The organism is Cohnella sp. (assembly GCF_041640265.1).
GTDB lineage: Bacteria > Bacillota > Bacilli > Paenibacillales > Paenibacillaceae > Cohnella.
Window position 1 is genome coordinate 26983 of sequence record NZ_JBEQAP010000036.1, and the last position, 17317, is coordinate 44299.

At 43.0% G+C, this 17317-nt stretch carries 13 protein-coding genes and 1 pseudogene; 13 read left to right on the forward strand and 1 reads right to left on the reverse strand.

Annotation, left to right across the window (positions count from 1 at the left end; genetic code table 11):
* Window positions 1–16: 16 nt before the first annotated feature.
* From corA to ACESLK_RS21270, 5 genes and pseudogenes are all read left to right on the forward strand, one after another.
* Window positions 17–970, forward strand: a complete 954-nt coding sequence (corA, locus tag ACESLK_RS21250) for a magnesium/cobalt transporter CorA (protein ID WP_373231713.1) — start codon at window positions 17–19, stop codon at window positions 968–970.
* Between the two features lie 172 nt (window positions 971–1142).
* Window positions 1143–2558, forward strand: coding sequence for an allantoinase (locus ACESLK_RS21255; protein ID WP_373231714.1), 1416 nt, complete (start codon window positions 1143–1145; stop codon window positions 2556–2558).
* A gap of 201 nt (window positions 2559–2759) precedes the next feature.
* The gene (locus ACESLK_RS21260; protein WP_373231715.1) at window positions 2760–3428 is read left to right on the forward strand and encodes an HAD family hydrolase; all 669 of its coding nucleotides are present in this window, start codon (window positions 2760–2762) and stop codon (window positions 3426–3428) included.
* A gap of 44 nt (window positions 3429–3472) precedes the next feature.
* Window positions 3473–4126 carry a LysE family translocator gene (locus tag ACESLK_RS21265; RefSeq protein ID WP_373231716.1) on the forward strand — a complete coding sequence of 218 codons (654 nt, stop codon included), beginning with the start codon at window positions 3473–3475 and terminating at the stop codon, window positions 4124–4126.
* A 79-nt stretch (window positions 4127–4205) separates the two neighbouring features.
* Window positions 4206–5300, forward strand: a pseudogene (locus tag ACESLK_RS21270) (substrate-binding domain-containing protein).
* A gap of 729 nt (window positions 5301–6029) precedes the next feature.
* On the opposite strand, the gene ACESLK_RS21275 reads toward ACESLK_RS21270, so the two are convergent.
* Window positions 6030–6956: a hypothetical protein gene (locus ACESLK_RS21275; protein ID WP_373231717.1), complete on the reverse strand. Its 927-nt coding sequence runs from the start codon at window positions 6954–6956 to the stop codon at window positions 6030–6032.
* A 179-nt stretch (window positions 6957–7135) separates the two neighbouring features.
* Between ACESLK_RS21275 and ACESLK_RS21280 the strand changes: the two genes are divergently transcribed.
* The 8 genes from ACESLK_RS21280 (at window position 7136) to ACESLK_RS21315 (ending at window position 17080) form a co-directional block, all read left to right on the forward strand.
* Window positions 7136–8167, forward strand: coding sequence for a LacI family DNA-binding transcriptional regulator (locus ACESLK_RS21280; protein WP_373231718.1), 1032 nt, complete (start codon window positions 7136–7138; stop codon window positions 8165–8167).
* On the forward strand, window positions 8164–9891 hold the full coding sequence (locus ACESLK_RS21285) for a sensor histidine kinase (protein ID WP_373231719.1): 1728 nt from the start codon (window positions 8164–8166) through the stop codon (window positions 9889–9891). Before ACESLK_RS21280 ends, ACESLK_RS21285 begins: the two co-directional genes overlap by 4 nt.
* A gap of 14 nt (window positions 9892–9905) precedes the next feature.
* A complete protein-coding gene (locus ACESLK_RS21290) occupies window positions 9906–11525 on the forward strand; it encodes a response regulator transcription factor (RefSeq protein WP_373231720.1) in 1620 nt (539 codons plus the stop codon).
* A 250-nt stretch (window positions 11526–11775) separates the two neighbouring features.
* Window positions 11776–12645, forward strand: a complete 870-nt coding sequence (locus tag ACESLK_RS21295) for an ABC transporter permease (RefSeq protein WP_373231739.1) — start codon at window positions 11776–11778, stop codon at window positions 12643–12645.
* 16 nt (window positions 12646–12661) lie between these two features.
* A complete protein-coding gene (locus tag ACESLK_RS21300) occupies window positions 12662–13549 on the forward strand; it encodes a carbohydrate ABC transporter permease (RefSeq protein WP_373231721.1) in 888 nt (295 codons plus the stop codon).
* Window positions 13550–13609: 60 nt separating this feature from the next.
* Window positions 13610–15160 carry an ABC transporter substrate-binding protein gene (locus ACESLK_RS21305; RefSeq protein ID WP_373231722.1) on the forward strand — a complete coding sequence of 517 codons (1551 nt, stop codon included), beginning with the start codon at window positions 13610–13612 and terminating at the stop codon, window positions 15158–15160.
* 92 nt (window positions 15161–15252) lie between these two features.
* Window positions 15253–16362, forward strand: coding sequence for a Gfo/Idh/MocA family protein (locus ACESLK_RS21310; RefSeq protein WP_373231723.1), 1110 nt, complete (start codon window positions 15253–15255; stop codon window positions 16360–16362).
* Between the two features lies 1 nt (window position 16363).
* A complete protein-coding gene (locus tag ACESLK_RS21315; RefSeq protein WP_373231724.1) occupies window positions 16364–17080 on the forward strand; it encodes a ThuA domain-containing protein in 717 nt (238 codons plus the stop codon).
* Window positions 17081–17317: the final 237 nt, after the last annotated feature.

A 17317-nucleotide genomic window follows, 5' to 3' on the forward strand; every position in this document is an offset into this window, starting at 1 on the left:
TCAGAGGTGATCAGGCTTGCTTCGAATAATGGCCATAACGGATAATCAGGAGCTATTAGAGGAGATTCCCCTTCAGAGTCTGATGGACAAACCCATTAAATGGTTCTGGGTGGATTTCGATTGTCCGACGGATGAGGAAATTCAGCTGCTGGACAGCTATTTTGATTTTCATCCGCTCGCGATTGAGGACTGCATGCATTTGCTCCAAAGACCGAAGGTGGATCACTACGATGAAACCCACTTCTTCGTCATTCATTCCCTCCATCCCGAAACCCTCAGAGCGGAGGAGATAGACTTTTTTCTAGGTCCGAGAGGTATCGTGACCTTCCATTTAACTTCCTCGCTGGAAGTGGATGAAGCTTGGAAGAGGATGCAAGACCCCGTGATCCGCAAGGGCAAGGATCATAACTATGTTGCTTACTTAGTCATGGATAAGCTTGTCGATAATTATTTTCCGACGTTATATCAAATCGAAGACCATCTGAACGACCTAGAGGTTGAAGGGGAATTAAACGTAGACCTCCAGTCGATGATGGAGCAGATTTATGATATTCGCGCGGACTTGCTTCGCCTGAGACGTACCGTCATTCCGATGCGGGATCTGCTATACCGGATCATTAGCTCGGACAAGATTTCCGGGGTTAAGGAGCAGCAAGCTTATTTTATAGATATCCATGATCATCTGCTGAAGCTCACAGAGATGATCGAGTCTAACCGCGAGATGACGGCCGACTTGCGGGATAGCTATGACTCGCTTCGCTCTAACCGGATGAATGCCATTATGAAGACTCTCACGGTGATCACAACCATATTCATGCCGCTCACCTTCATAGCAGGTGTTTATGGAATGAACTTTGTTAACATGCCGGAGTTAGAGTGGGGCTTCGGATACTTCGTTGTAATCGGAGTGATGCTGGCGCTCGGGATCGGGATGTTTTTGTGGTTCAAGCGTAAGGGTTGGTTTGATTAGTGACATAATTCTGACGCCAGAAGAGCATTAGGATATTTTTCTTTTTACTTGTTATATTAGATAACATTAAATTCTGTGAAAAACTTAATTATAAAGCCGATGGCCTTATTTATGTTATATAATATAACGTAAACAAGGCTTTTTCTGACTTTGTTTCAAGGAGGGCGGAATTATGCAAGAAAAAGTTAATTTGGACTTTCTCATTAAGGGTGGAACCGTCGTTCTTCCTGATCGAGTTACTGTAGCTGACATCGGAATCCAGAATGGAGTTATTGTGGAGATATCCCCTATGGTCAGCACACCTTCAAAAGAAATAATTGACGCTCAAGGTATATATGTGATGGCGGGTGTTATTGACTCGCATGTGCATATTAATGAGCCGGGACTTAGCGAATGGGAAGGCTTTCAGACCGGCTCGGCTGCGCTTGCTGCTGGCGGTTGCACGACTTATATGGATATGCCGCTTAACGGGCTCCCTCCGACCGTAACCGTAGAAGCGATGAATCTAAAGCTTAAGGCAGCAGAAGCTGCAGGCACTCACGTTGATTTCGCGTTATGGGGAGGGCTTGTGCCGAGTAATTTGGATGATCTAGAGTTATTGGCGGATGCGGGTGTTATTGGATTTAAAGCATTCATGTCGTCTCCAGGCGACACTGGAGAGGGCTGCTTCAAGGAAGTCGACGACGTCACATTATACGAGGGAATGAAGATTCTTGCCCTTAAAAATAAAGTGCTCGCCGTACATGCGGAAAGTGAAGAAATCATAGTTGCTTTGGGTGAAAGGCTTCAAGAGCACAAAGGGAGAAGAACCCCTAGAGATTTTCTGGAATCAAGACCTCTTGCGGCAGAGCTGGATGCAGTCCAACGGGTGCTGCTGTTCGCAGAACGGACTGAGTGTCCCCTCCATTTGGTGCATATTAGCAGCCCGCAAGCGGTTGATAGGATATGGGAAGCAAAGCGTAATGGGGTAGATGTAACGGTTGAAACCTGTCCTCATTATCTTATGTTCACGGATGAAGACGTTGTTAGAATAGGCGCATTAGCGAAATGCGCTCCTCCAATTCGCGGTCATAGAGAAAAGGAAGGGCTCTGGGAGCGATTAGCTGAGGGTAAAATCGATTGGATCGCTTCGGACCATTCTCCCTGCCCGCCTCATATGAAGCTGGGCTCGGAGGAGGATTATTTCGCGATATGGGGAGGAATTTCCGGTGCGCAGAGCACGCTGGAGTTAATGTTTGACGAAGGATTTCTTCAGCGGGGTATTTCCTTGCCTTTATTGTCTCGATTACTCTCGGAAGCGCCTGCTCGACGATTCGGGTTACTTCCGCGCAAAGGCAGACTTGCAGTGGGTGCGGATGCGGATTTGGTGCTTGTTAATCCCGATTCTCCTTATGTGCTTCAGCCGGAGGATTTGCTTTATCGGCATCCGCAAAGTGTATATACGGGACGAAGCTTCCGCTGCCGGGTGATTCTAACAATGAGCCGCGGGAAAATAGTCTATAAGCTGGAAGAGGGAGTCGGTGCTGTCAGGGGAGGGGAGTGGTTGCGTTCCAACCCGGCACAAATGCTGAAAAGGCGGATTTATTGACTGATTCGGGCCGTAACTGAGGTTCATTGTCAGTTAGGACAGATAAATGAAGGGAGCATTGCCAGTTCGATTCTATTTCGGAATCGACAGGCGATGCTCCCTTTTATTCGATTTCACTGCTTAATAAAGGACTTGGGTAATCCGGTTTTTTTCATGTAGAATGAATATGGAATATAGAAAGATAAGAATAAGGAGTGCTGGATGATGACAATTAAAGCAGTTGTGTTCGACTTTGATGGGACGCTGTTGGATACGGAAACCTGTGCTTATAAAGCCTTTTGCGTCATTTATAAGGAATATGGTCAAGAATTAGCCTTAGAAGCGTGGTCGCTTGGCATTGGCACGCATGGAGGCTTTGATCCTTATTCCGATTTAGAAAGGATGACGGGACGATCGCTTGATCGGGACAATATTAAGACGAGGTATGCGGCTTTGCATGACACGAATATTGAGAAAGTGACATTACTGCCAGGTGTATTGGAGCGATTGGAAGAAGCGAAGCGGCTAGATTTACGGATTGGTTTGGCTTCTAGCTCAGATCGGGCATGGATTGAGCAGCATCTGGAGCAGCAAGGCATCAGGCATTATTTCGAGGTTATTCGCAGTAAAGATGATGTAAAGCTGGTTAAGCCGGATCCTGCCTTGTACAGGCTCGCAGTTGAAGCGCTAGGCGTTCAGCCCCATGAAGCGTTCGCGATTGAGGATTCTATGAATGGTCTTCATGCGGCTAAGGCTGCCGGTCTTTTCTCATTAGTCGTCCCGAATCCGGTAACGTCCCATATGGATTTCTCTGCAGCCGATCTTATTGCGGGCAGCTTGGCGAAGCATACTTTTGCAGAAATTATTGACCGCTTGGAAAATAGAAAATAGAGGGCAATATGTCCAAGGGACATTAAAGCCGTTTTACTCGGAAGGTGATTATCGCAATGGAATGGGGTTCATGGATTGGGTTTCTCGGAGCATCCGTCGCGATCACGCTGATGCCGGGACCTGACATACTATTCGTCATTAGCCAGAGCATCGCGAGGTCTCGCAGGATGGGGGCGGCAGTTGCTTTTGGCTTATGCACAGGACTGCTTGCCCATATTACGGCGGCTGCGCTCGGCGTTTCTGCTGTTGTTTATGGAATTCCATACGCTTTCCAAGCGGTAAAGGTCATGGGGGCGCTTTATTTATTTTATCTAGCGTGGCTTTCTTGGAAATCCATTCGTTCGCAGCAAGGATCTGAAACGAAGCCAAAGCAGGAAGAAGGGGATGTTTCGTCAACTGCTTTTCTCCAGCTATATCGACGGGGTATTCTTATGAATATCCTAAACCCCAAGGTTTCTTTGTTTTTTCTAGCTTTTCTGCCGCAGTTCGTAGCTGAAGACAAGGGATCGGTCGCTTGGCAGATGCTGGGACTCGGAGGGGTATTTCTTCTGCAAGCTCTTGTTATTTTTAACATAATGGCTTTATTGGCTAACAGAATTGGCCGGAAGTTCCTGCAAGGAGAAGGAGCCCGTCGATGGACAGGCTGGTTCCAGGCGTTACTGTATGGGGCTTTGGGGCTTCAGTTGCTGTTTGTTTGATGATGTACGTACAAGTGCTTAGCTATGCTATAATTACGATAATGATTTTGAAAGCCGTTTGCTTGGAGGAGTCCCAATTATGAACGCCCAACCACCGAAATATTTGCAGCTCAAGGAAGAGGTTTTATCCTGGATTGCAGGAGGGCGTTTCCGTCCGGGGGATAAGCTGCCGTCCGAGAACGAGCTGGCGGAGCAATTCAACCTAAGTCGCCAAACCGTACGTCAATCGATCGGGGAGCTTGTGCAAGAGGGCTGGCTTTCCCGGGAGCAGGGCAAGGGTACATTCGTCAGCAGACTTTCTGCGGAGAAAAGAAGCGTCTCAGGTAATCGTACTGTCGGAATTATTACGACGTCGATATCCGATTATATTTTTCCGTCTATCGTTCGAGGTGTTGAATCGGCGCTTAGGGATAAGGGCTATCGATTACTGCTCTCCAGTACGGACAACCGTAAGGAGCGAGAACGGGAAAGCTTGGAGATGATGCTAAGTCACTCCGTTTGTGCATTAATCGTAGAGCCGACCAAGAGCGCCGAGGGCAATCCGAATTTCGATAATTACCTGGCCATAGAAGATCATGGTATTCCCTTGTTGATGATTAACGAGACTTATCCGGACCTGGTATGCCCAAGTGTTCGATTAGATGACGATGCCGGGGGTCTTCTGGCTGCGAACCATGTTCTCGAGCTCGGACATAAAAGGATTGCGGGTTTTTTCAAGACCGATGACCTACAAGGTGTCAGGCGCATGAAGGGCTATATTCGTGCTTGCCGAGAGCATCATCTTCCTGCGGATGGAGGAACGATAGTGCGGTACTCCACGGAGGACAAGGGGGAGCGTCCCCAAAGCATGCTCCGAGAGCTGCTGCAATCCGATAATCCGCCAACGGCTATTGTGTGCTATAACGACCAGTTAGCGGTATCGCTGCTGGATACAGTCAGAGAATAGGGCCTTCGCATACCGGAGGATCTCTCGATTATAGGATACGATGATTCTTTTCTTGCGACAGCAACGGAAATTAAGCTAACGACGATCGAGCATCCGAAGTCGGCTTTGGGTGAGAAGGCAGCGAACCTTATCATTTCACAGCTAGAGAATGGAACGGTTCCTCCTCAGAAAGAAACGCTCTATCCACCGAAGTTAATTATTCGCCAATCTACGATGCGACTTGGATAGCGGAAACTATCGACATACATGTACGTACAAGTTATAACGAAGCGTGAAGCAACTCTATTTCAGATATTAGTTTTATTTCTACCGCTAATTAACTCAAAAAAACGATTGAAGGAGCAACTAGTAGCAAAAGTACCTGTAATATGATCTATATATCCCTAAAAAGGCTGGGGGCATCAAATTAGAAGTAGATTTATTGCTATATCTTAGAAAATAGAAAAATGGAGTAAGATTAGCGGTTGATACACATCTAACTTATTAGATAACTCCGAAAACTTTGATTCTTAAGTAGAGTACAGTTAATCGCCGACCTCAATCGTTCGTAGTTGCCGCCGTTCAAGTGCAACAAACTCTCTGCGGCGCTTTGCGCTCGCAGGTTTGTTGGCACAAGGACGGCGAATCCGTTTTACTTAGTTAAATGCAGTTCATCGTTGTAAAATATGATTGTAACGAACTCATATCCAAACTGTCCATGGCTGGCGGACTTGCGGTTGGCACCTGGAAGGGTATGTTGTTTACTCTTGTGAGGCTGTTATGGAGGTACCGTTGCGGGCGTTCTTGCCCGCAACGATTATCGGTACACTCCAGGTAAATTTGTTTTTCTCGACGCTAGCTTGCTAAGCGAAACTAGCACGAGTTTCCCCGTTGTTGGGTACCTGTTCACCGAGCCATAGCAGTTCCGTTCCTGCTCTTTCTGAAAGTAGTGCATAAGTTTGAAGAGGATTCGATTGTTCAGAGCGGACTGGGAACTGCTCCTGCAAAGGAATAATACAGTTCTAAGCTGACTGTGCTTCCAGGCGCTGCAGGTGCAAATAGCAGGGTCTGAGGAATTACGCGTCCATTATAGCGTAGTCGAACCTCTGTATTGCCATAGATCGGGATTCCGGCAACATTACGAATGAAGCCAGCAGGCCCGAAGTTAACTAGGCTGGTCGAGGCTAATGCTTGGCGGATCGTAATGCCCGGATAAAACCGAATATGCCTCGTATAATTGACTCTAGGAAATGCCGCGCCGCCAACAATCCGAACGGTAATATATGCAGGTGGGAAAGGTGGGGATGGCGGATATGGCGGTGGGAAGGGTCCAGGTCCAGGTGGGTATGGTGGATATGGAGGATATGGTGGTGGGAATGGTGGTGGGAATGGTGGATATGGCGGATATGGCGGATATGGCGGTGGGAAGGGTCCAGGTCCAGGTGGGTATGGTGGATATGGCGGTGGGAAGGGTCCAGGTCCAGGCGGGTATGGTGGATATGGCGGCGGGAATGGCCCGGGACCACCTGGCCCAGGGAAACCTCCGGGACCGCCAGGACCACCTGGTCCAGGGAAGCCGCCGGGACCGCCAGGTCCACCTGGCCCGGGGAAGCCGCCAGGACCGCCAGGTCCACCACCTCCGAACAATCCTCCGAATAAGCCGCGGTCCTCAGTTTGCCCTTCAAGATGCGCCTCAGGAAACACCCACCACGGAATCGGACGAGTCGTGTAAGACGGTGTATTCTCGCTTTGATGTAAACGCAGAATATCGCCCTCGTTAGACTCCTTTTTATTTTTACCGGATGCTGGTTTTGATTGGATCTGACGAGAAGAGAGCTTGGCTTTCGAATTACTCGCTGATTTGCGCAGAAGCGACCGAGCTTCTCCCTGTCTTAATTTCGGCATTCATTATTCCTCCTTTGCCCATGGGCGGTTGACGATTAATGCAGGATATGCGCCCACCTTATTTCAGGTGCAACGAAGAAGAAACTCTATTTAAGAGAGGGAAATAAAAAACTCTTGAACTTTGTAAGTGCTTACAATTATAATGATGTTAAACGATTAACTAAAAAAGGTGTCATAATATGAGAAGACAAACGATCAAAGACGTCGCCAAGGAAGCTGGTGTATCAACAGCGGCCGTATCCTACGTTCTTAATGGTAAGGAAGGGAAAGTATCACCTAATACGCTAACTAAAATTAAAGATGCCATAATCAATTTAAATTATATTCCTAATTTTTCAGCAAGAAGCTTGGTGAACAAGAGGTCAAAACTGATTGGTGTTGTTATTCCCCAGACGGAAGAGCATAGCCAATTACTTCTTGAAAACCCTTTCTATAGCCAAATTGTTAGCGGTATAGAATCTGAGCTCAGGCGCAGGGGGTATCATCTTATCTTATCAGGGGTTAACAAAGGGGAAGGGTATCTGGACACTACCTTGCAGAGGAATTTAGACGGCGCTATCATCACAGGCATCTATTCTGAAACCTTTTATGAAGAGTTAAAAAAAATCAAAATCCCGATTGTATTAATTGACAGTTACATTCATGGCAGTAACTTCAGAAACATTGGCATTAATGATGAGCTTGGCGGATTCATGGCCACCAAGCATCTGATTGAGCAAGGGCACACCAATATTGCGTTGGTTTCCGGAACGATTAAGAAAGAAGGCGTTGTTGAAAAAAGATTTCTTGGTTATAAAAGCGCTTTTAAAGAGTCCGGTATATTCTATAATCCGGATTATGTGTTTGAGGATTCTGTAAGTTATGAATATGGCGTAACAGCAGGGAAAATAATCGCTCAGAAATATCCTGAAGTTACAGCCATATTTGCGACATCCGATATGATGGCTCTAGGTGTGATAACGGGATTACAAGAATTCGGTAAACAAGTCCCAGATGATGTTTCGTTGATCGGATTTGACGATATTCCCATTTCCAAAATTTTTATCCCTCAATTAACTACCATCCGTCAGGATATAAAAGCTAAAGGAATTAAAGCAGCACAATGTTTACTACAAACAATCCAGGGCACCGCTTCAGACGACGACTTTGATAAAATTATTTTACCGATTGAGCTTGTGGAGAGACAATCAGTAAAAAGGATAAAACTATGAAGGCATCTCTGCGATTAAAGCTCATAATTGGTTTTTGTGTCGTTACGATCCCCATGTTTATTTTTTTAATGTATAACAATTATTATGCGATGAAGGTTGTTCGTACACAAGTGGCGCAATCGAATAAAAACTTGTTATCTATGTATATGAACCAAATTGATAGTACATTTGAGGCTATTGATCATTACCTATACACATTTATACTAAAGGATTCCGATTTAGCAATCATTGGTCATACGAACCAGAATAATAATGAAGCTGTGATAGCCAGACAACGAATTTGGAATAAAATGAATGCGGATCTTACTAACCTTAAGAACGCTAATATGTTATTTGTGTACTCCATTGAACAACATGACTTATTAAACACATTGTTTATCAGTAATAGTAATGAGAGCTTGAGATTTGAAACGGTCAAAAGTGTGCTAAATAGATACTTGCAGGATAATGAAGACGTAGGATTTATGGATAATAGATGGAGACTGATTCACAGAGATGGCGAGATCGCGCTGATTCGATTGGTACAAACAGAATTTAACCAGGTCGTAGGAGCCTGGATTGATGTTAGCAATTTGATGATTCCGTTGAACTTTCTGGATCTTGGAAACGATGGTGAAGCATTCATTGTATCAGAGCAAGGTGTTCCCCTAACTGAATTATCTATTGAAGAGATGAACAAACCAGATTATAGAATAACGCTGCCCAATGAAGAAGATTTATTTAGCACATTATCAATGGATATTAATTATTTGCTTGTAGGTGCGAAGTCCCAATATGTAGATATCTATTTATCCATACTAATTCCTGAGAGTACACTTCTGCAAAAACTTCCTTATTTTCAGAGGCTGATATTTATTATCCCACTTATGGGATTTGTGATTTTGGTGTTTTATCTGATCTTCTTGCAGAACATTCTGTTGAAGCCGATGAAACAACTAATCACAGGAATGCGGCGAATTAAACAAGGAGAATTCGAAACTCGGCTTAATAATGATAAATCCAGAGAATTTATCATCATTAATGAAACGTTTAACGAAATGGCCAATCAAATTCAAGGTTTGAAAATTAACGTATATGAAGAGCAGATTCGAACTCAACAGGCAGAGCTCAAGCATTTGCAAGTGCAGATAAATCCACATTTTCTACTGAATTCCATAAACATTATTTTCTATCTAGCTGAGTTAAATAAGAATGATCTTATTAAGAAAATGTCAACACATCTCGCCAATTATTTCCGCTTTATTACACGAACCAATAAGTCTATCGTAATGGTTTCTGAGGAAATGAAGCATATTGAAAACTATTTGGAAATTCAACAGCTTCGTTTTCCACAACATATACGTTATAAGACCTATGTGGAACCTGGGTTAGAGGAAGCAGCGATTCTACCCCTTATTATTCAGCCTTTTGTGGAGAATGCAGTTCTACATGGTTTTCAAATGGGGGAAGAGGCATTTTGTATTTGCGTAAATGTTACTCGATCAAAGGAGCAGCCTGACAAACTTTATGAAGTGCAGATTAGTGATGATGGCCGTGGAATTGAGCCAGGCAAACTATTGGAGCTGCAGCAAGATAGCTGGCAATCGGATTCCGGTGATAACCACCTTGGGATTTGGAATGTGCGTCGTCGCTTAAAGCTGCATTATGGAGATACCTCTCAGCTTCAATTCGAGCCAGGGCATCCTAGAGGTATTATCATTCGACTGGTGATTCCAATTGGATAAAGGAGTTGAAAACGATGTATAAGCTGCTCATTGTAGATGATGAATGGTTTGCCGTTGAAGGTATTGAGAAGGGTATCGACTGGAGTAGTCTTGAATTTTCAGAAATTCATAAAGCTTACAATACTGAACAAGCCAAGGAGATTATAGCTCGTATACCGATTGATATCATCATCTGTGATATAGAAATGCCAGATGGTAATGGGATTGAGCTTATGGAATGGATCAAGGAACGTTTCCCTGCGATTGAAGCGATATTCTTAACCTGTCATGCAGATTTTAAATATGCTCAAAGGGCTATTCATCTTGGGAGCTTCGAGTATTTGCTAAAACCGGTTGAGGGTGAATTGTTAAGGCAAACAGCGAAGAGTGCCCTTGACAAATTAGTAGAGGATAGAAGAACGAAGCAATTAAACGAAGCATATTCGCAATACTTTGATTTATGGGAAGCGAAAAGACCAGTGCTCTACGAAAGATTCTGGCAGGATTTGTTCTGGCAGAGGATTATTCCGATGAAGAGTCATATCGAGAAGGCCATAGCTTCTTACATGTTGCCACTACCCATTAATAGCAAGGTATTACTTATTATGATTAGCATCGAGCAGTGGGGGAAGAAGCTTAATACACAAGACGAAGAAATCATGGAATATGCATTAAGGAATGCTGCAGCAGAGATGATCCTCGGTAAGCAGTCAGGGCAAGTACTGCAGGATCGGAATGGTGTGCATTTTGTCTTGTTATATTCAGATGAATCTCAGAAACCGGATGTGACTTTCGAGCAATTAAAGAAGAGCTGCAAGCTATATATTGAAGCATGCTCCAAGTATTTATTCTGTAGTATTTCCTGTTATATAGGTGACTGGGTTCCACTTAACACGGTATGGCAATCTTATAATTTACTCTTACAAATGGAACATAACAATGTGACCTTGTCCAAATTTGTATTTTTCTCTAATGAGCAGCCAAACGACATTGAAGCTCTGCAGCTGCCTGCCCTATTCGAATGGTCTGAGTTCATGGAGCTGGGGAAGTTGGATGAGTTAGATTTACTCGCTAACGATATGTTTGGTCAGTTGCGCAAGGAAGCTAAGGTTACCTCAGAAACGCTGGGTGCTCTATATCATTCCCTGCTTCAAACCATCTATTATGTGCTGCACAAACGGAGCATATCGGTACAAACGATCTTTGCCAATGGTGAAGCATTAGATCAGGCTATGGCAGTTAAATCCTTGGATCAGCTTCAGGAATGGACCAAACGAATGTTTCGTATGGTAACAGAGCATCTTGTAGCTGTTGAACGTGGGTCTACCGTTGTAGATAAAGTGAAAAATTATATCGCAGATCATATGTACGATGAGATTTCACGGGATGATCTTGCTAATTGCGTGCATATTAATTCCTCTTATCTATCGAGGCTGTTTAAGAAAGAAGTGGGTATTAGCCTTACTGACTTTATCGTTCAGGAACGGATGAGGACAGCAAGAGATTTACTTATACATTCAGATGAGATGGTCAGCAATATTGCCAAATCCTTTCATTATACAAATTTCTCTCATTTCTCGAAAATGTTCCGTAAGCATTATGGCATGAATCCGCAGGATTATCGCAAACAGTTTTATAAGTCTAAACAGAATTAACATATCAACTTAAAGTCGGAAGCTTATCCGGCTTTTTTTGTTATTCAAGCATGTCACTATATGTATAGAGAAAGTTATCTTACGAGTAGTCTGTATGTCAGATCACGGATATGATCTATATATAGGAATCAGATATTAGAAAAGGAGGATCGACTTGATACCTACACCGACCACAATAAATTCAAAACATATCGTTGTACGTAAGAAGACGCTTTGGGAAAAAGTGGTGAAATACAGAGCGCTATTGTTAATGATATTGCCAGGCTTTGTGTATATTTTCATTAATAATTACTTGCCGATGTTTGGTATTGTAATCGCTTTTAAGGACATCAATTATGCGGTAGGCATATGGGCTAGTGACTGGGTCGGGCTCAGCAATTTTGAATTTTTGTTCAGTACGGATGATGCATACATTATTACACGCAACACAGTGTTGTATAACTTAGTGTTTATCATTCTTAACACTACATTAGCCGTTGGGGTAGCCTTGCTGATAAATGAAATTAGACGTAAGTTCGTTGCCAGGATGTACCAAAGCATAATCATAATCCCATCTTTACTGTCATGGGTCATTGTTGGATATCTTTCTTATAGCTTCCTTAGTATCGAATATGGTTTTATTAATAAATTGATTCTTCAGCCACTCGGAGTCGATCCCATTTCTTGGTTTAGCCAGCCTAAGTTTTGGCCCTATATACTCGTAATTGTTAATACGTGGAAGAGTGTTGGCTTCGCTAGCGTAATTTACTTGGCGGCAATTATGGGAATAAACAGCGAGTATTACGAGGCAGCTACACTAGATGGAGCATCCAAGCTTCAACAAATGAAATCGATTACGATACCTTTAATTACACCCGTCATTGTGATCTTATTCATACTGGCAGTTGGCGGTATATTCCGTGCAGATTTCGGTTTGTTCTACCAGGTGACCTTGAATCAAGGTGCTATCTTGTCTACAACCAATGTCATAGATACTTATGTGTACCGTGCACTATTGCAAATGGGGAATGTTGGCATGGCAGCAGCAGCGGGTTTATACCAATCCATAATCGGTTTCTTCTTAGTTCTTGGAACTAATTATATCGTAAGAAAAGTTAATGATGATAATGCGCTATTCTAACTGAAAGGAACATACGATGAAAACTAATTCATTTAATATGCAGTGGCTCCTCCATTTTATATTCATTGTCGGCGTTGCACTAACTTTAATCCCTCTTCTTCTTGTATTGGTCATATCCTTTACAGACGAGAAAACGTTGACCTTGAATGGTTACTCTCTATGGCCGGATAAATTCAGTTTAGATGCTTATACTTTTTTATTTAACGACTCTAGCGTTATTCTGAACGCCTACTTGGTGACAATCATAGTAACTGTTATAGGTACTTCACTGAGTCTTCTATTATGTGCACTGTACGCTTATCCGCTATCCCGAAAGGACTTTCCATTTCGCACAGGGTTAACATTCTACGTCTTCTTCACAATGCTTTTTGGTGGGGGACTTGTACCTTGGTATCTGGTTTATACAAATGTAATAGGAATTAATGACTCATTGCTCGCATTAATTGTGCCCAATTTGCTCTTGAGTGGTTGGAATATCATCATCATGAGAACCTTCTTTACCAATACAATACCGCCTGAATTAATAGAATGTGCACAAATGGATGGCGCAGGTGAATTTCGAATCTTCTTTCAAATCATTCTACGATTATCTTTACCTGTCTTGGCCACTATTGGGTTGTTCACGACATTGGCGTATTGGAATGATTGGTGGAATAGCTTGATCTTTATATCTAATCGTGAGTTATACAGTCTTCAATATTTACTAAACAAAATTCTAATGGACATTAACGTCATCTTCAATACTCCGGGGAATTCAAATCAAACCAAATTACTAACATTGATCCCGCATGAAACAGTTCGCATGGCGATGGCAGTCCTTGGAATTGGCCCAATCATACTCGCTTACCCATTCTTCCAAAAATATATTGTACAAGGTTTAACGATTGGTGCTGTGAAAGGCTAACCCTAGAATGATTAATTCTAGTTAGCATATATATGAAAAATTTATTGGGAGGTTAACCGAATGAAGAAAGTGAGTCACAGCATCAAGATAATACTGCTTGTGTTTGTTATCGCTGCTTTGATAGTAGGGTGCAGCAATTCGAATGGCAATAATAACACTTCATCCCCTGCTGCTGAAACACCAAAAGGTGAAAATGCTTCACCAGCAACAGAACCAGAAGCTTCGGAGCTGAAGCCTTATGAGATAACTCTGGTTATGCCCGGAGCACCGCTTAAGGATCACGATCTTGTAATAGGAGAAATGAACAAAATATTAAAAGAAAAAATTAACGCTACGTTGAACCTTCATTATGTGGATTGGGGCGCATGGGGAGAAAAAACAAACTTAATGTTTGCATCTAGTGAACCATTTGACCTTATCTTCTCAGCAGGATGGTTCGGATATACGAATTCTGTTGGTAAAGGTAACTATATGGCCATTGACGATTTAGTTGAGAAATATGGTCAAGCTTTCTTGAGCACAATTGATCCTGAAATTGTAAACGCTGCAAAAGTAAACGGTAAATTATATGCTATGGTCGCTAGCAAAGAATTCGCCGCAGATAAGGGCCTTACATTGAACAAGGCGTTGGTAGAAAAATATAACTTTGATCTTTCTGCCATTAAGGAATTGGCAGATATGGAGCCGTTGTTCAAAACGATTAAAGAAAACGAGCCTGACGTGACTCCATTCTTAACTACAGGTGGAGGAGCACCATCAGCCAGCATCTTAGACTATGGATATTATGATATTCTAGGCGACGGACCTGGAGAGTTGCTCCGCACTGGCGATGGGCTTACAGTCATTAATAAAATTGAAGATCCTAAATACATGGAATACGCAAAGTTAATGCGCAAATGGTATCTTGCCGGTTATGTTAATAAAGATGCTGCAACTGTAGGGGATACTGGTCCTGCATTTAGAGCAGGTAAAGCCTTTGCACAGACAAACTCTTACAAACCAGGTTGGGTTCTTGAGAATGAGAAAAGTATGGGCATGGGATTGGAAGTTGTACAGATCGCTACACCATTCACATCGACAACAGATGCAACAAGTGCGTTAATCGCATTCTCTCGTACTTCTAAAGATCCAGAAAGAGCTATGATGTTCATGAATTTGTTATACTCTGATCCAAAGCTTCTAAATCTACTTATTAATGGTATCGAAGGTACACATTATGTGGTAAAAGAAGGAAATATTATCGATTTTGCGCCAGGACTTGATGCCGCTACATCTGGATACCCAGTAACAATGAATTGGATGATTGGGAATTTGCCGATGACTCATGTATGGGCAAGCGAGGATCCTAACAAATGGCAATCTTATATCGATTACAACAATAGCGCAGAAAAATCAAGAGCACTAGGGTTTGCTTTTAATACGGAGCCAGTGAAGAATGAGATTGCTGCAGCTAGTAACGTCGAGAAAGAATTTAAATTCGTCATTGTAACGGGGTCGGTAGATCCCGAGGAATATATTCCTAAGTACCTTGAAAAGCTCAAAGCAGCAGGTATGGATAAGATCATTGCTGAGAAACAGAAGCAATTGGATGAATGGGCGAAGACTAGATAAGAGTTAACCTTATCCGTTTAACACCTCCCTTTACCTTTTCCTACAAGGGTAGAGGGAGATTTTTATATCAAAGACTAGAGGGTGAATGAGAGATGACAGAAATTAGGATAGGGATTATTGGTTTAGGTGGAATGTCGTATTCGCATATGGAGCATATTGATAAATTAAAAGACGTACGAATTATAGCCGTTTCCGATACTAATGCGGAAGCAATAGAACGAGCGGCCAATAGGTATAACATTCCAAAGGTAAAGCAATATTCAGATTATACTGATCTGATTAAAGACCCTGAGGTGGATGCGGTATTATCTATTACTCCGAATGACGTCCATTATGAGATCGTGAAATGCTGTTTGCTTCACAAAAAACCATTTATGACAGAGAAGCCATTTACCCGGACCTTTCAAGAAGCGTATGAGCTCAATCAATTATTCGATGCTGAGGCTAATCAAATGCCTTCAATGGTTGGATATTCCTATCGTTATATTGCATCCTTCCGTTATGCGCGTGATTTAATTCGTCAAGGAAAGCTTGGACCCATTCGTCATGTATTTGTGCAATATCTACAATCCTGGGGTCTGCCCATGTATGAGACACCGATGAACTGGCGTTACAGCCACGAAATTAGCGGCACAGGTGTGCTGGCGGATCTGGGAACTCATATGGTAGATGCTGCTCGATATCTAATTGGTGAGTTTGAGGAAGTATCAGCCATGCTGAAAAATTTAGTGCCGCAACGTCGCGACCCAAATTCGAATAATATGATTCCTGTAGATATCGATGACTTTAGCGGATTTCTAGCCCTATTAGAAAACGATGTCGCAGGGGTATTCCAAACCTCTCGGAACGCTTATGGATCGGGTAATCAGCTGGAGGTTACGATCTATGGCGAGAAGGGTACCCTATCGGTCAGTTGTGAGAATCCGGAGCAATTAACCTGGATACATCCGAATCCAGAACAAGACAATCCCTCGAATAGTGTGAAAGAGCTACAGAAGGTACCTTATGAATACGTAATCGGTCAGATGCAAGATTTCTTCGATATGCTTCGCGGTAATGGACGTGATGGCCTTCCAACCTTGAAGGATGGATATGCCAATCAGGAAGTATTAGAAGCGATCTTCCAGGCTGCGCAAGCGAAGCGAACGATAGAGCTTGCAGATTTTCGCAACAAACATTTATACGCACAAGGAGCCAACTAACATGACTCAAGTGACCGTATGGAATGAGAACCGTCATGAAAAGACGAACCCGAAAGCAGCGGAAATTTACCCAAATGGGATACATCAAGCCATAGCCAGCAATCTAGGGGAATATGAATTTTCTATCCGCACCGCAACCTTGGATGAATCAGAGCATGGTCTTACTCCGGATGTGTTGGCGAATACGGATGTCCTTATTTGGTGGGGGCATATGGCACACGATGAAGTAGCAGATAAGATTGTTGAACGCGTTCATGCGAGAGTTCTAGAAGGTATGGGTTTAATCGTATTACATTCAGCTCACTATTCGAAGATATTCAGGAAGCTGATGGGCACAACGTGTGGCTTAAAGTGGAGAGAAGCTGATGAGAAGGAGCGTCTGTGGGTTGTTAATCCAGCTCATCCAATCACAGCGGGAATTGGCGAATACATTGAACTTCCAGAAGAAGAAATGTACGGCGAGCACTTTGATATTCCTGCTCCTGAAGAGCTGATATTCCTTAGCTGGTTCGCAGGTGGCGAAGCATTCCGCAGCGGATGTACATTCACACGAGGTCAAGGTAAAATCTTCTACTTCCGTCCTGGACATGAAACCTATCCAACCTATCATAATAAGGAAATCATCCGAGTCATCGCCAATGCGGTTAAATGGGCATCACAACCCAAAGGCACTAAGCCGACACACGTTAATGTCCCAGTTCCATTAGAAAAGCTATAAACGGAAAGAACTGCAACATGCTGCAAGCTTACTGGTACATTGCAAAAATGCGAATATAGAAATGTGAGATTGTCATATTAAGACTCAAGAATGTCATATAACAAGTAGTCGATATCTAGGATTTCAAATATAGTTTACGTATTATCTTATCCAGATGGGGGGCGTAATCATATCTAGCAAAGGTTAAACGTTTTAATATCAAGGGGGAAGAATATGATGTCAATAAGAAAGACTGGT

What these genes read in the sequence shown, in the direction of transcription:
- ACESLK_RS21315 (WP_373231724.1), top strand. Translation starts at nt 16,364, where the DNA reads ATGACTCAAGTGACCGTATGGAATGAGAACCGTCATGAAAAGACGAAC.
- ACESLK_RS21305 (WP_373231722.1), top strand. Translation starts at nt 13,610, where the DNA reads ATGAAGAAAGTGAGTCACAGCATCAAGATAATACTGCTTGTGTTTGTT.
- ACESLK_RS21285 (WP_373231719.1), top strand. Translation starts at nt 8,164, where the DNA reads ATGAAGGCATCTCTGCGATTAAAGCTCATAATTGGTTTTTGTGTCGTT.
- ACESLK_RS21275 (WP_373231717.1), bottom strand. Translation starts at nt 6,956, where the DNA reads ATGCCGAAATTAAGACAGGGAGAAGCTCGGTCGCTTCTGCGCAAATCA.
- ACESLK_RS21290 (WP_373231720.1), top strand. Translation starts at nt 9,906, where the DNA reads ATGTATAAGCTGCTCATTGTAGATGATGAATGGTTTGCCGTTGAAGGT.
- ACESLK_RS21295 (WP_373231739.1), top strand. Translation starts at nt 11,776, where the DNA reads ATGATATTGCCAGGCTTTGTGTATATTTTCATTAATAATTACTTGCCG.
- ACESLK_RS21260 (WP_373231715.1), top strand. Translation starts at nt 2,760, where the DNA reads ATGATGACAATTAAAGCAGTTGTGTTCGACTTTGATGGGACGCTGTTG.
- ACESLK_RS21280 (WP_373231718.1), top strand. Translation starts at nt 7,136, where the DNA reads ATGAGAAGACAAACGATCAAAGACGTCGCCAAGGAAGCTGGTGTATCA.
- ACESLK_RS21310 (WP_373231723.1), top strand. Translation starts at nt 15,253, where the DNA reads ATGACAGAAATTAGGATAGGGATTATTGGTTTAGGTGGAATGTCGTAT.
- ACESLK_RS21300 (WP_373231721.1), top strand. Translation starts at nt 12,662, where the DNA reads ATGAAAACTAATTCATTTAATATGCAGTGGCTCCTCCATTTTATATTC.
- ACESLK_RS21255 (WP_373231714.1), top strand. Translation starts at nt 1,143, where the DNA reads ATGCAAGAAAAAGTTAATTTGGACTTTCTCATTAAGGGTGGAACCGTC.